This window comes from Shewanella sp. (assembly GCF_048265805.1).
Taxonomy (GTDB): Bacteria; Pseudomonadota; Gammaproteobacteria; order Enterobacterales; family Shewanellaceae; genus Shewanella.
In genome coordinates this window covers 1-15,300 of the sequence record NZ_JBLXAT010000016.1, presented here as the reverse complement: position 1 = coordinate 15,300, position 15,300 = coordinate 1, and the positions used below count along the sequence as shown (strand labels likewise).

The following is a 15,300-nucleotide window of genomic DNA, read 5'->3' as shown; positions in this document are numbered from 1 at the left end:
AACGCCCATGGCCCGAAAATACTAACTCTCGGGAGGAAATATTCTTATGCAACATTCTCAAAGCTTATGGCCTATGTATGTGTCATTGAAAAAGGTCGAAAAGCAAGTTGGTCGCTGGTTGGCGGAGAGCTGGGAACTCGACCAAGTGATTCCTGCTACGGAACCCGCCCCAGAAAACAGTAAGTTGGTGGTGCTAGAGCTGTTTCTTGATCAGCGCGCCAGCTACCGCCTCAATTTGGACATGGATAACCCAATGCTCTACATCGTCTGTGATGAACAAGAAGATGGTACTTGGGTGCCTTCGCTGGTCTCTGCCGATCAAAACGTGGCTGCCGGTTGCCTAGAGGGCGATACGCCAGTGCTGAACATGGCCATGCCGGAAGCTATCGCCTGCTGGATTGAATCTTTTATTACGCAATATGGTGAAGTGGAGATCTGCGCTCACCGTCGTAAACACGTTAACCGCCGCAAGGAACTGGCCGAAGAACAGCACCTAGGCAGGAAACACTAATGAGCGACAAACCCAGTTTTTTGAATCGTTGGGCGCTGCGTAAGCAGCAGGTGCAAGAGGGCCAGGAGGTTAGCGAACCGACGGAACTCGATGCCAGCGAGAGTGATGCAGTTACTGATATTGTCACAACGGAGACTGAAGCGTCCGTAAGTGCGCAGAGCGACACCGAGCACTCAGCGAGCCCATTAGCAGAAGCAGACGAAGAGCGCTTACTGGGCGCTGAGGATCTGCCTGATCCGAGCCAAATTGAAGCTGGCGGCAGTTTTGCTAGCTTTATGGGCAAAAACGTTGACCCAAATGTACGTCAAGCCGCGCTGCGCGCACTGTGGAAGCAACCGCATTTCAGCGAAATCGACGGCATGATGGAATATGCGCTTGATTACTCAAATCAGGAGGTTTTAACGCCTGAAGTGTCCACTGAGTTAGCCAAAAAAGTCTTTCGTCATCTTATACAAGAAGAAAAAACTGCGGATGAAGCGGCAAGCGAGCCAATGTTGGTCGATACTGAGCAAAGCGACCAAGAAAATGCCGCGGCTGAGCAGACAACTAGTGCATTAGCGGAAGCTTCAGCAAACACTGAATTATCGGACAAAATGGACGGTGAAATTACGGTGGTTAGCCAAAATGCACCAGTCTCCGTTGAAAAAAACGATGATGGCGTTGCTTAACGTCAGTCTGACAGTATCTGTTAGCCATAAAATTGGTGTGTGAATTGCTTATAACTTTTAAACTTGCTGTAGCTTGCTAATAAAAAATAACAAAAGCAGACACATAGAAAATACTGCTACAGCCCGAATCTCATTTAGGAACGCATCGTGAGTAATAGTGAGAGCATTATGCTGGCGCAGCCTGAGCTGCAGCTAGCGCGTGGCGAAGTCCAGGGGCAGACTCGCATACTTCAAAACTTGATCCCACCAACCGTCAGTTACTCAACTGAAGGCAACGTATTGTTGATTGGCCCAGAAGACCTAACCCGTTTGGCCGCAGGCCAATTGGCGGACATGGCTGGCCGTGCGATTTTGGCTAATGGCGCGATTACCAATCAAGATGAAAGCTATCTTGAACAGGTAATGGAAGCTGCGCCAGAGGTGGAAAGTTACTATGGCAAATTACTGGGGATTAAAGGCTTTTTAGGTCAATACCAAGTGTCCGTTGACCACAACGGCCAAGCGGCTGAGTTGAGTAAAGTGGCGCTGCGCAAAGCCCATTTCGATATCGTACTCGACATGAGCCCTGAGCCTTGCATTCAACTGGAAATGTTGCCGCCGGGCTACTTCTATGTCGGTGAAGACAGTGACAAATTGGCTGCCGCGCTGGAAGAGATCCCGCAACTGGTCGGTCAGTTTGATAAACCCCGCTACGTTAAAGTGAACAGCGACATCTGCGCCCATAGCCGTAACGGGCTGGAAGGTTGTACCCGCTGCCTCAACTTCTGCCCAGCGGATGCGATTAAAAGCGTCGAGCAAGCTATCGAAATCGACCCTTACCTGTGCCACGGTGCGGGCAGCTGTACCAACGCCTGCCCAACGGGCGCGTTGAGCTACGACTTGCCAACGCCGCAGTCGCTGCACTCATACCTCAATAAATTGATCAATCGCTACCGCGACAAAACCAGTGTAGCGCCAGTGATACTGTTCCATGACGCCAACCAAGGCGCCGGTTTAATCAACGAATCCCTCGCAGGCCAAGTGCTGCCCGTGGAGTTGGAAGAGATTACCGTGGCTGGTATCGACCATTGGATGACCGCATTGGCATGGGGCGCACAGCAAGTGTTAGTGCTGAACACCTCGGCCACCGCGCCGACATTAACCCAAATGCTCAATGGTGAAATCGCGCTGGCGAACACCTTACTTGAACAAATTGGCCAGCCCGCACGTATTCAACTGATAGATGAAAAAGCACTGGCAAATCTGTCGCCTATACTTGAAGAGTCAACCGCGTGGCCAACGACTGTGGCAGCGGAATTTGCGGTCACCACCAAACGTAACGGTTTCTATGCCGCGGTGGATTATCTCAACGAGCAAGCGGCTAATACCCAAGAAGAGCTGGCGTTGAGCAACATCCCGTACGGTGAAGTGAGCGTCAAAGAGACAGGTTGCACCTTGTGTATGTCGTGCGTGGCAACTTGTCCAACCCAAGCTTTGCTTGACGGTGGTGATAAGCCAGCGCTGTATTTTGTCGAGCAGGATTGTGTGCAATGCGGGCTATGTGAAGCCGCTTGCCCTGAAAAAGTCATCAGTCTGTCGCCAAGGATCAATCTGGATAAGGAGTCCAGACAAGCGCGTAAGACCTTGAAAGAGGAAGCACCGTTTGAATGTATTCGTTGCGGTGCTCCGTTTGCGACCCAGTCTATGGTGCATCGGATGCTGGAAATGGTCGGAACGCACAGTGCTTTTAGCGCCAATATCGAGCGGCTAAAAATGTGCGGCGATTGCCGAGTCAAAGATATGTTTGAAGACATTCTTGAAGACCCGGAAAAGCAACTGAGATAAGAGAGCCGATATGACCGAAAACACCAAACAAATCTCCGAAAACGATCTGCTCCGGGCTGATATTTATCAACTGTTGGCAGCCTTATTGCGCCGCACTCCCTCTGCGGAGTTGCTGCAATTTCTCCATGGATTAGAAGTCGATAACAACGACGACAGCAGCATGACCCGCGCTTGGTTATCGCTGAAATTAGCGGCCGAGCAGTTTTCTGCCGAGCAGTTAGAAGACGAATACTTCAGCCTGTTTATTGGTGTGGGCTCAGGGGAAATCCTCCCATACGGCAGCTGGTTTATGACTGGTTCGCTGATGGACAAACCGCTAGCGCTGCTGCGCCAAGACTTGGTACAGCTGGGGTTTGAACGCGGTGATGATGTGAAAGAACCAGAAGACCATGTGGCCGCGTTGTTTGAAGTGATGAGTGTGCTGATCCTCGAAGCACCTAGCCACCAACAACTGGCATTTTATCGGCGCCATCTGGGCAGTTGGATTATCCGCTTCTGGGATTCGTTGTCACGCTGCAACAGCGCCGCTTTTTACGCGGTTGTTGCCCAACTGGGACGCGCGTTTTTTGAAACCGAAATTGTTGAGTTTGAACGTTTAGTGTTGAGTACACCGGTGGTGGAATCTTCCGATGTTCAGATCCAACCCAAGGCCAACGAACTGGCCTAAACACCCGCTTATTCACCATAAGCACTGTGCGGGAGTGAGGGCTCCTGCGCATAACTACTAGGAGACGCTATGAAGAAGCAAGCTTCTGATCTGAGTCGCCGTCAATTGCTGAAAACCTTGGCGCTCGGTAGCGCCGCAGGAGCTGTAGCCACTGTGAGTGGTCAAGCGCTTGCCGCGACCGACACCACAGAAACTGCAGCAAAAACAACTGACGGTTACCGTGAAACTGAGCATGTCCGCAGTTACTACGACACTTTGCGTAGTAAATGATAATAAGGAGTGTGTGATGCGATTAACTCGTAAAGCTGACCAAGCACCCGTAGCTGAAGTTAAGTCTTCGCTTGGGCTGAACCGCCGTCAGTTCCTGAAATCAGCAGGGTTCGCTACCGGCGGTATCGCCGCAGCATCCATGCTGGGTGCCGGCATGATGCGTCGTGCTGAAGCTACCGAAGTGCCACATGATGCACCGACTGAAGTTAAACGTACAATCTGCTCGCATTGCGCAGTAGGTTGTGGGGTTTATGCCGAAGTACAAAACGGTGTATGGACTGGCCAAGAACCGGCGTTTGATCATCCGTTTAACCGTGGAGGTCACTGTGCTAAAGGTGCCTCGTTGCGTGAAGTGGCTCATGGCGACAAACGTAACAAGTACCCAATGAAACTTGAAAACGGCAAGTGGAAGCGTCTGTCTTGGGAACAAGCCATCAGCGAAGTTGGCGATAAGATGCTGAAAATCCGTGAAGAATCTGGTCCTGATTCAGTTTACTTCATGGGGAGTGCTAAGTTCTCTAACGAACAGTCTTACCTGTACCGTAAATTGGCCGCTATGTGGGGCACCAACAATGTCGACCACTCAGCGCGTATTTGTCACTCTACCACGGTAGCCGGTGTTGCTAACACTTGGGGCTACGGTGCGCAAACCAACTCATTTAACGACATGCATAATTCTAAGTTGATGTTGTTTGTGGGTTCAAACCCTAGTGAAGCTCACCCAGTTGCCATGCAACACGTGTTAGAAGGGAAAGAGCGCGGTGCCAAAATTATTGTGGTTGATCCACGTTTCACCCGTACTGCAGCTAAGTCTGACGAGTACGTGCATATCCGTCCTGGTACCGATATTCCTTTCATCTACGGTTTGCTGTGGCACATCTTTGAAAACGGCTGGGAAGATAAGAGCTTTATCGAATCTCGCGTATACGGCATGGAACGTATTCGTGAAGAAGCCGCCAAATTCACCCCAGAAGAAGTTGAACACATTGCTGGTGTGAAGAAAGAGCAGATGTACCGCATCGCTAAGATGCTGCATGAGCACAAACCTGGCACTATTGTTTGGTGTATGGGTGGTACTCAGCACCACGTCGGTAACGCTAACACCCGTTCTTACTGTATTTTGCAGTTAGCGCTGGGCAACATGGGCGTATCCGGTGGTGGTACTAACATTTTCCGTGGTCACGACAACGTACAAGGCGCGACTGACTTTGGCTTGTTGTTCGACAACTTACCAGGTTACTACGGTCTGACGTCAGGCGCTTGGGGCCACTGGTCACGCGTTTGGGATCTCGAAGCCGATTGGGTTAACAGCCGTTTCGACCAAGGTGAATACTTAGGTCAAAAACCGCAAACCTCAGCGGGTATTCCATGTTCACGTTGGCACGATGGAGTGTTGGAAGACAAAGCCAAGATCGCCCAAAAAGACAACATCCGTCTGGCGTTCTTCTGGGGGCAGTCGGTGAACACCGAAACACGTGGTCGCGAAGTGCGTGAAGCGCTTAACAAGATGGACACCGTCGTGGTGGTCGATCCGCACCCAACTATGGCAGCAGTAATGTCACAGCGTACTGACGGTGTGTACATTTTGCCAGCCTGTACTCAGTTTGAAACCTACGGCTCAGTAACGGCATCTAACCGCTCAATTCAGTGGCGTGACAAAGTGATTGAACCACATTTCGAGTCACTGCCTGATCACGTGATCATGTACAAGTTGGCGAAGAAATGGGGCGTAGAAAAAGAATTCTGCAAACACATTCAAGTGAATGGCGACGAGCCATTGATCGAAGATGTGACCCGCGAATTCAACCGCGGTATGTGGACCATTGGTTACACAGGTCAAAGCCCTGAACGTATCAAGATGCACCAACAAAACTGGGGCACGTTCGACTTTGACTCTCTGGAAGCACCTGGCGGCCCAGCCAAAGGTGAAACTTACGGTTTGCCTTGGCCATGTTGGGGTACCCCAGAGATGAAACACCCTGGTACGCAGATTCTGTACGATACCAGCAAAGCGGTTAAAGATGGTGGTGGTGTGTTCCGTGCCCGTTACGGGGTTGAACACAATGGCACCAACATTCTGGCCGAAGGTTCCTACTCAAAAGGCAGTGAAATCACTGACGGTTATCCAGAATTTACCGACAAGATGCTCAAGCAACTTGGCTGGTGGGATGACCTGACTGCTGAAGAGAAAGTGGCTGCTGAAGGCAAAAACTGGAAAACCGACATGTCTGGCGGTATCCAACGTGTTGCCATCAAGCACGGCTGTATCCCTTATGGTAATGCGAAAGCGCGTTGTGTGGTTTGGAACTTCCCAGACGACATTCCGCTGCACCGTGAACCCTTGTACACCCCACGTCGTGACTTGGTAAGCAAGTACCCAACCTATGAAGACCGCATGGTGGCACGTCTGCCAACCTTGTATAAGTCAATTCAGGATCAGGACTTCACCAAAGACTTCCCATTGGTACTGACCTCTGGTCGTCTGGTGGAATACGAAGGTGGTGGTGAAGAAACCCGTTCTAACCCATGGCTGGCTGAGCTGCAACAGGAGATGTTCATTGAATTGAGCCCTGCTGACGCGGCAGATCGTGGCCTGCGTGATGGTGACAACGTGTGGGTTCATGGGCCGGAAGGCGCCAAAATCAAGGTTAAGGCGATGGTGACTCCGCGCGTCATTGCGGGTGAGTGTTTCATGCCTTATCACTTCGCTGGTATGTTCGAAGGCGAAAGCCTCGTAGGTAATTATCCTGAAGGCACCGTGCCTTATGTTCAGGGTGAATCTGCCAATACCGTGCTGACTTACGGCTACGACGTGGTGACACAGATGCAGGAAACTAAATCCTCACTGTGCCAAATCACTAAAGCATAACTGACTTGATGAGGAGATAAGCCACTATGGCAGTCATGAAATTTTTATGTGACACCAAGCGCTGCATCGAGTGTAACGGTTGTGTCACTGCGTGTAAAAACGAAAACGACTCCGCTCTTGAGTGGGGTATCCAGCGTCGCCGCGTGGTTACCATCAATGATGGTAAAGCGGGTGAAGCTTCAATCTCTGTAGCCTGTATGCACTGTACAGATGCCCCTTGTATGGCGGTTTGCCCAGCAGACTGTTTCTACCGTACTGAGGAAGGCATCGTACTGCATAACAAAAATACCTGTATCGGGTGTGGCTACTGCTTCTACGCTTGTCCTTTCGGTGCGCCACAGTTCCCGAAAAAGACAGCGTTCGGCAGCCGCGGCAAGATGGACAAATGTACCTTCTGTGCTGGCGGTCCAGAGGAGAACTTCTCTGAACGTGAACATAAGTTGTACGGTGCTAACCGTATCGCCGAAGGTAAATTGCCGATGTGTGCTGAGCTTTGCTCAACCAAGGCATTGCTGGCAGGTGATGCAGAAGTGGTATCGAGCATCTACCGTGAACGTATGGCACGCCGTGGTAACCCGAACACCATTTGGGGCTACAACCCTCAAACTGGTGACATGAACTAAGAGTGAACCAAAGCGGGGTAACCCGCTTTGATGAGGAGTGACTATGCTAAATAAATCACTGCGCAGTCTGTTTGCTCTCATGGTGTTGGTATTCGGGTTAGGGCTGACAAGTGTCAGCGCTATGGCCGCGGACGAACAATCCAGTAGCCAGCAGGCGAAAGCACAAACCAGCGAAGCGGATCTTTGGCGCGCGGTAAAGTCGGGTGAATCTGGCTATACCACCGCTCAAGGTGTTGAGCCGGGCGTGTTGATTAACGTTGTCGGCGAACAAGGGCGCGAAGTGCGCAACAAATACATGACTCCAATTATGGGGTTGGCCGTAGTGGGCGTATTTGGTGCCTTTTTGCTGTTCTACTTCGTCAACGGCCCATCACGTTTGAGCAAAGGCTTTTCTGGCAAGATGGTGTTTCGTTGGAGCAAGGCGGACTTGATCATCCACTGGTGTGTGGCGATCAGCTGTTTAACCTTGATCTTCACTGGCCTCAACATCATGCTCGGCAAACATGTATTGCAACCCTATGTCGGTGGCGATATCTGGGCGGCTTTGATCTACGGTTCTAAAACGGTTCACGACTGGGTAGGTCCATTCTTCCTCGTCGCTTGGGCGGTATTAGTGATCAAGTGGTTGCCCGATCAGATGCTGAAAAGTTACGACCTAAAATGGTTTATGACCGTGGGTGGTTACTTCAACATCGGCCCATTGAAAGGCAAACATCCTGACTCTGGCTTTGCCAACGCGGGTGAAAAACTGTGGTTCTGGACTTTGGCAATTTTCGGTCTGTTCATCGGGGTTTCCGGTGTGATGATGGTGTTGCCAAATCTGGATTTACCACGTGAAGCCTCAATGGCGGCATTGTTGGTACATGGTATCAGCGCCACATTAATCATCGCATTCACCATCGTCCATATCTGGATGGCGACTGCGCTGAGTGAAGGCGGGATGGAGTGTATGGTGTCGGGTTATTGTGATGAAAACTGGGCCATGCAACACCACAACCTTTGGTACGATGAAATCAAAGCCAATGGCACCTTGAAGTATCGCGAAGAGTAAGTTTTTTTGCGGTAAAAGCGAACACCCCAGCCTGTGCTGGGGTGTTTTATTTTTGAGCGTTTAAAAGGTGAGAAAGCCGCCATTTTTTGTTAGAAAATTGATCAGTTTTCCCGCTTTTTCACCCCATTAACATGCGTCAGTTAACGCTTTTAAAAATCCAGTCAGAATGCGGCCTACAAAGCTGTTTTAGATCAATATTTCCTGCCTAATTTCTCTTTATATTCCACTTGCCTAAATTAAGAGTTTAGTTGTTACTTTTTTAAGCAACTTTTCTTAATGGTCTGCCGTCGTATTCGGACCATCACATCTGCATACCTCCACGGCTAAACATACTCACTTTTTGCCCCTCTCGGGCAGCTGTAAATCAGGAGTCGTCATGACCCAATCTACACCAGATCTGAGTCGCCGTTCGCTGCTGAAAGCCCTGACCGTCGGTTCGGCTGCTGGCGCCGCTGTAATAGCAACAGGCGCAGTCGCTAGTGAACCAAAGTCAGAAGAAAAACAGACAGTTAAGGCAAATGGATATCGGGAAACCGAACATATTCGCCATTATTACAACAGCCTGCGTTAATCCAGGAGAACGAAGCGATGAAGTTAACTCGCACATCTGATGTCGCCGCTAAGGCTGACAAGCCGACACTGGGGATCAGTCGTCGTCAATTTATGAAACATACCGGAGTGGCCGCTGGTGGTATCGCCGCTGCGTCATTCTTAGGCACGGGCATGATGCGCCGCGCCGAAGCGAAAGACGTGCCACACGATGCACCAATCGAAGTCAAACGCACTATCTGTAGCGCTTGCGCCGTAGGTTGTGGTTTGTATGCGGAAGTACAAAACGGCGTGTGGACCGGACAAGAACCTGCATTCGACCATCCGTTCAACCAAGGCGGTCACTGTGCCAAAGGTGCAGCACTGCGTGAACATGGCCACGGTGAAAAACGCGTTAAATATCCAATGAAGCTGGTCGACGGCAAGTGGAAACGCATCTCTTGGGCAACCGCCATTGATGAAGTTGGCGACCAGATGCTGAAGATCCGCCAAGAGTCAGGCCCAGATTCACTGTACTTCATGGGCAGTGCCAAGTTCTCTAACGAAGGCTGCTACATGTACCGTAAACTGGCGGCCATGTGGGGTACCAACAACGTCGACCACTCAGCACGTATTTGTCACTCTACCACGGTAGCCGGTGTTGCTAACACTTGGGGCTACGGTGCGCAAACTAACTCGTTTAACGATATTCAAAACACCAAAGCGATCTTCTTCATCGGTTCTAACCCTGCTGAAGCTCACCCAGTGGCCATGCAACATATCCTGCTGGCCAAAGAGCGTAACAACGCCAAAATTATCGTGATTGATCCACGTTTCTCCCGTACAGCTGCTCACTCAGATCTGCACGTTGCTATCCGCCCAGGTACCGATATTCCGTTTATTTACGGGATGTTGTGGCACATCTTTGACAACGGTTGGGAAGATAAAACCTTTATCGAACAACGCGTATTCGCGATGGACGAGATCCGCAAAGAAGCGGCTAAGTTCCCACCAAAAGAAGTGGCGAACATCTGTGGTATCACTGAAGAATCACTCTATCAAACTGCCAAAATGTTTGCCGACAACCGTCCGGGCACAGTGGTTTGGTGTATGGGGGGGACCCAGCACCACGTGGGTAACGCCAACACCCGTGCATACTGTATTCTGCAGTTGGCGCTGGGCAACATGGGTAAACAAGGTGGCGGCACGAACATTTTCCGCGGTCACGATAACGTACAAGGCGCGACTGACTTAGGTCTGCTGTTTGATACTTTGCCAGGCTACTACGGCCTGACTACTGCCGCGTGGAAACACTGGTCACACGTATGGGACCTGGATTTCGACTGGGTACAAAACCGTTTTGATTCAGGGGAATACCTCGACCGCGTACCGATGAACACGCCGGGTATTCCTTGTTCGCGTTGGCATGACGGTGTGCTGGAAGGCAAAGCCAAACTGGCGCAACGTGACAACATTCGCATGGCATTCTTCTGGGGACAATCGGTCAACACTGAAACCCGCCAACGCGATGTGCGTGAAGCATTAGACAAGATGGACACCATCGTGGTGGTTGACCCAGCGCCAACCATGGCGGGCGTGATGCACCGCCGTAAAAACGGCGTTTACCTGCTGCCAGCCTGTACCCAGTTTGAATCACGTGGTTCGCTGTCTAACTCTGGCCGTTCAATTCAATGGCGTGAGCAAGTGATTGAGCCGCTGTTTGAGTCTAAAAACGACTTGGAAATCATGTACCTGTTATCTAAGAAACTCGGTTTCGATAAAGAGTACACCAAGCGTATGCAACTGGATGAAAAAGGCATTCCATTAGTGGAAGACGTGACCCGCGAAATCAACCGCGGCATGTGGACTATTGGTATGAGTGGCCAAAGCCCAGAACGTATCAAACAACACACTATGAACTGGGGCACTTTTAGCACCAAAACCTTGGAAGCGGCAGGCGGCCCATGTAAAGGTGAAACTTACGGTTTGCCTTGGCCATGTTGGGGTACACCAGAGCAGAAACACCCAGGTACGCAGATCCTTTATAACACAAGCCGTCACGTACTGAACGGCGGTGGTAACTTCCGCGCCCGTTATGGTGTGGAATACCAAGGCCAAAACATTCTGGCGAACGGCTCCTACTCACTAGGCGCTGAAATCCAAGATGGCTACCCAGAATTCTCCGATAAGCTGCTGAAACAACTGGGCTGGTGGGATGATCTAACTGACGCTGAAAAAGCGGAAGCAGAAGGCAAAAACTGGAAAACTGACTTGTCTGGCGGTATCCACCGCGTGGCAATGAAGCACGGTTGTATTCCATTTGGTAACGCCAAAGCGCGTTGTATTGTGTGGACCTTCCCTGACCAAGTGCCAGTACACCGCGAGCCGCTGTATACCCCGCGTCGTGATCTGGTTGAGAAATATCCAACCTATGAAGACCGTCAGGTACACCGTCTACCAACCTTGTATAAATCAATCCAACAACAGGATATGACTGGTAAATACCCGCTGGCACTGACTTCTGGCCGTTTGGTGGAGTACGAAGGTGGTGGTGAAGAATCTCGTTCAAACCCATGGTTGGCTGAACTGCAACAAAGCATGTTTGTGGAAATGCACCCAAGCGATGCCGCTGATCGTAGCATCCGCAACGGCGACAAAGTATGGCTAGAGGGCGCTGAAGGCGGCCGCATTCTGGTGGATGCGTTGGTCACCCCACGCGTGAAACCGGGAGTGACTTGGATGCCATACCACTTTGCTGGTGTGATGCATGGCGAAAGCTTAGCAGCAAATTATCCGGAAGGCACTGCACCTTACGTGCTTGGCGAATCAGCCAACACCGCATTGACCTACGGCTATGACCCAGTGACACAGATGCAGGAAACCAAAGCCTCGCTGTGCCAAATCGTCAAAGCCTAATTGCAGCGTTGTGAAGGAGATATTCCACTATGGCAACTATGAAATTTTTGTGTGATAGCAAGCGCTGCATTGAATGTAACGGCTGTGTCACCGCCTGTAAAAACGAAAACGAACATGCCCTTGAATGGGGCATTCAACGTCGCCGCGTAGTGACCATCCATGATGGTGAGCGTGGTGAAGCTTCAATCTCCGTCGCTTGTATGCATTGTTCAGATGCACCTTGCATGGCCGTGTGCCCAGCAGATTGCTTCTACCGCACCGAAGACGGTGTGATCCTGCACAACAAAGACAAGTGCATTGGCTGTGGTTATTGCCTGTACGCTTGCCCATTTGGTGCACCGCAGTTTAAGAAAAATGGCGCTTTCGGCAGCCGCGGCAAGATGGACAAATGTACCTTCTGCTCCGGCGGCCCAGAAGAAAACCATTCAGAAGCTGAACGCGCTAAGTACGGCTCCAACCGTATTGCCGAAGGCAAACTGCCCATGTGTGCTGAGTTATGTGCCACCAAAGCGCTGTTAGCGGGTGATGCCGAAGTCGTTTCAAGCATCTTCCGTGAACGTGTGGCTTACCGTGGCGCTGATAACGCAGCGTGGAAGTAATATGCGACAACAACCAGCCTGTTAACTCAGGCTGGTGAGCGAGGTTTATTATGAACAAATTGTTCACCCGCATCGGGCTGGCCTTGGTGGTGTTATTCAGCACCTTGAGCTTTGCGGCCGATACATCAACTCAAGAGCAACCTGTGGGCAATGACGCCGTGTGGGCGCAGTTAAAAGATGGCGCTACCGGCTACACCACCTCACACAGTGAGTTCCATGCCATGCCGATCAACAGCTATGATCTGCGCGTATTGGAGCTGCGCAGTGACTGGCTCGCGCCGGGATTAATGGCCGCATTGTTTGGCATGATTGTCATCTTCGCGCTGTTTATCATGGTGAATGGCATCTCCAAATTGCACCACGGCTTTTCTGGCAAAATGGTGCACCGTTGGTCGAAGTTCGACATCTCCATTCACTGGTTAGGGGCTATCCCTTGCTTAACTTTGATCCTCACTGGCTTAACCTTGTTAGCAGGGCGGTTCTTCCTGCAACCTTATGTGAGTGACGGGTTCTGGGCGAGCTTTGTCTACATCGCTAAGCAGGTGCACAACGTTATGGCCTTCCCGTTCATGATTGGCTGGCTGCTGATGACAGTACTGTGGGCTAAAAACCAAATGCCAAAAATGTACGATCTCAAATGGTTTTTGGTGGTCGGCGGTTACATCAACTTCGGCCCATTCAAAGGTAAACACCCAGATTCTGGCTTTGCTAACGCCGGTGAGAAAATGTGGTTTTGGACCTTTGCCCTGTTCGGCTTAGTGATTTCAGCTTCAGGTTTGCTGCTGATCTTCCCGAACGTGTTTGAGCCGAGCCGCACCCTGAGTTTAATCTCATTAATCCTGCACGCCGTCAGCGCCATCATCATTTGTGCATTCTCGATTGTGCACATCTTTATGGCGACAGTAATGTCAGAAGGTGGCATGGAATGTATGGTGTCAGGTTACTGTGATGAGAACTGGGCGACCCAGCATCACAACCTCTGGTACGACGAAATCAAAGCTAACGGTACGTTAAAATATCGTGATTAATTAGCATTGTTTAAAAAAGCCGCGCTTGATGTGCGGTTTTTTTATAGCTAATACATGCGCTTAAAATAAAGTAACTTAAGTTCATTATAATTATCTAAAACATGACCGGCTTAACAAATTCCTCTTTGGAGCCTTGCTAGGAATGCTAATCTCTAGCAAGTTCACATTTTCCGTTAGCTTGAGGCGGTAGCCTTAACAGCCATAAAAAGCTGCCTTGGATAGTCGTTAACTCTGCGCGGTATTTGAGGATTATTGCAACCCGGACAGGAATCTCTATGTCATCCGTTATTGAAAGCCTAGATAGTCAACTGGTACGCCCATACCAAGCCAACATCACAACACCCGATTGGATGTTACGCGCCATGGAAAAGGTGATGCATTACTACGTCGACAAGAATCTGCGGCTGGATACCTTGTCAGCGGATATCATGCCAGCGCCACAGCCGGGCAAAAAGTACATGTTGTACGCCCATGTGCCGTTCTGTCACACCTTGTGTTCATACTGCACCTTCCACCGTTTTCTGTTTAAAGAAGACAAAGCGCGCCGCTACTTTGTGGCGCTGCGCAAAGAGATGGACATGGTCAAAGCGCTGGGGTACGACTTTGAATCTATGTACATCGGTGGCGGCACCACCACCGTGCTAGAAGATGAACTGGCGCGCACTATCGAACACGCTAAAACCCTGTTCCCATCGATCAAAGAAGTCTCGTGTGAATCTGATCCACAGCATCTCGACAGCCCCGGTTTTAAACAGCTCAAAGGCCTAGTGGATCGCATGTCGATTGGCGTACAAAGCTTTAACGATGACATTTTGAAAATGACCGAACGCCTCGATAAATTCGGCTCAGGTCAGCAAACTTTCGACAAGATCATGGCGGCCAAAGAGCTGTTCCCGATCATCAACGTCGACCTGATTTTTGGTTTCCGTGGCCAAACCGACGAGATCATTCAGCACGATCTGAATATGGCCTCCAAGCTCGACCCACGGCAGATCACCACCTATCCGCTGATGGTCACCCACCAAACCCGTAAAAGCGTCAAAGCCAACTTAGCCGCACCGCATCACGACATGGCTAACCAATATCGCATGATTTTGAACACCCTCAACGGCCAATATAACCAGTTGTCCGCATGGGCATTCGGTAAAGCGAATGACGAAGGCTTTGACGAATACGTGATTGATTACGACGAATACTTAGGTGTCGGCTCAGGCTCTTTCAGCTTCTTGAATGATACTTTGTACGTGAACACCTTCTCACTGCGTCGCTACGAAGACCGCATCATCAACGGCAAAATGGGCGTTGAGCAGCAAAAGAACTACAGCGTTAAAGACGTGATGCAATATCGCTTCCTGCTGGGTATGTTCTCCGGCCGCCTCAATCGCAAATACTTCCGCGACACTTTCGGCGTTAACTTGGACACCGCCCTGTTTAAAGAGATGACCTCAATGAAGATGATTGGCGCGTTGAAAAACGACCCCAACAATCCCGATGAGCTGATTGTCACCGACAACGGTAAAATGATGGGCTTACTGATGATGAAAGAGTTTTACGCCGGCATGGATAACGTGCGGGCACAGCTGCGTAAGCCGCTGAAACAATGTGATATGTAGCGGTCTTGCAAGCTTTCGCTTGCGCTGATGTGAATGAAAGGAATGCTGCGGCATTCCTTTTTTGTTTGCCCAGCGAAGCTGGCAAACCCGTCAGGTTGAAAGAAACCTGAATCGCCCCGACTGAGGGGAAGAT

The 15,300-nt window shown here is 50.5% G+C and carries 13 protein-coding genes; all 13 read left to right on the top strand.

Annotated features, from left to right (window positions below; all coding sequences use genetic code 11):
- Positions 1-46: 46 nt before the first annotated feature.
- The 13 genes from ACN0TT_RS12145 (at position 47) to ACN0TT_RS12085 (ending at position 15,167) form a co-directional block, all read left to right on the top strand.
- Positions 47-511, top strand: coding sequence for a DUF3305 domain-containing protein (locus ACN0TT_RS12145; RefSeq protein ID WP_417762423.1), 465 nt, complete (start codon positions 47-49; stop codon positions 509-511).
- Entirely contained in the window at positions 511-1,179 is a 669-nt protein-coding gene (locus ACN0TT_RS12140; RefSeq protein WP_417762422.1) for a DUF3306 domain-containing protein, read from the top strand. Before ACN0TT_RS12145 ends, ACN0TT_RS12140 begins: the two co-directional genes overlap by 1 nt.
- A gap of 168 nt (positions 1,180-1,347) precedes the next feature.
- Positions 1,348-3,003: a 4Fe-4S binding protein gene (locus ACN0TT_RS12135; RefSeq protein ID WP_417762497.1), complete on the top strand. Its 1,656-nt coding sequence runs from the start codon at positions 1,348-1,350 to the stop codon at positions 3,001-3,003.
- A 10-nt stretch (positions 3,004-3,013) separates the two neighbouring features.
- A complete protein-coding gene (locus ACN0TT_RS12130; protein WP_417762421.1) occupies positions 3,014-3,670 on the top strand; it encodes a TorD/DmsD family molecular chaperone in 657 nt (218 codons plus the stop codon).
- A 69-nt stretch (positions 3,671-3,739) separates the two neighbouring features.
- Entirely contained in the window at positions 3,740-3,940 is a 201-nt protein-coding gene (locus tag ACN0TT_RS12125; RefSeq protein ID WP_417762420.1) for a twin-arginine translocation signal domain-containing protein, read from the top strand.
- A gap of 16 nt (positions 3,941-3,956) precedes the next feature.
- Complete coding sequence (locus ACN0TT_RS12120) at positions 3,957-6,809, top strand: formate dehydrogenase subunit alpha (RefSeq protein WP_417762419.1); 2,853 nt, start codon at positions 3,957-3,959, stop codon at positions 6,807-6,809.
- 26 nt (positions 6,810-6,835) lie between these two features.
- Positions 6,836-7,432, top strand: coding sequence for a formate dehydrogenase FDH3 subunit beta (gene fdh3B, locus ACN0TT_RS12115; RefSeq protein ID WP_417762418.1), 597 nt, complete (start codon positions 6,836-6,838; stop codon positions 7,430-7,432).
- Positions 7,433-7,475: 43 nt separating this feature from the next.
- Positions 7,476-8,483, top strand: coding sequence for a formate dehydrogenase subunit gamma (locus tag ACN0TT_RS12110; protein ID WP_417762417.1), 1,008 nt, complete (start codon positions 7,476-7,478; stop codon positions 8,481-8,483).
- A 376-nt stretch (positions 8,484-8,859) separates the two neighbouring features.
- Positions 8,860-9,054, top strand: a complete 195-nt coding sequence (locus ACN0TT_RS12105) for a formate dehydrogenase (protein WP_417762416.1) — start codon at positions 8,860-8,862, stop codon at positions 9,052-9,054.
- Positions 9,055-9,071: 17 nt separating this feature from the next.
- Entirely contained in the window at positions 9,072-11,927 is a 2,856-nt protein-coding gene (locus ACN0TT_RS12100) for a formate dehydrogenase subunit alpha (RefSeq protein ID WP_417762415.1), read from the top strand.
- A gap of 29 nt (positions 11,928-11,956) precedes the next feature.
- Positions 11,957-12,526 carry a formate dehydrogenase FDH3 subunit beta gene (gene fdh3B, locus ACN0TT_RS12095; protein ID WP_417762414.1) on the top strand — a complete coding sequence of 190 codons (570 nt, stop codon included), beginning with the start codon at positions 11,957-11,959 and terminating at the stop codon, positions 12,524-12,526.
- Between the two features lie 50 nt (positions 12,527-12,576).
- Positions 12,577-13,554 carry a formate dehydrogenase subunit gamma gene (locus ACN0TT_RS12090; RefSeq protein WP_417762413.1) on the top strand — a complete coding sequence of 326 codons (978 nt, stop codon included), beginning with the start codon at positions 12,577-12,579 and terminating at the stop codon, positions 13,552-13,554.
- 275 nt (positions 13,555-13,829) lie between these two features.
- Complete coding sequence (locus tag ACN0TT_RS12085; RefSeq protein WP_417762412.1) at positions 13,830-15,167, top strand: coproporphyrinogen III oxidase family protein; 1,338 nt, start codon at positions 13,830-13,832, stop codon at positions 15,165-15,167.
- Positions 15,168-15,300: the final 133 nt, after the last annotated feature.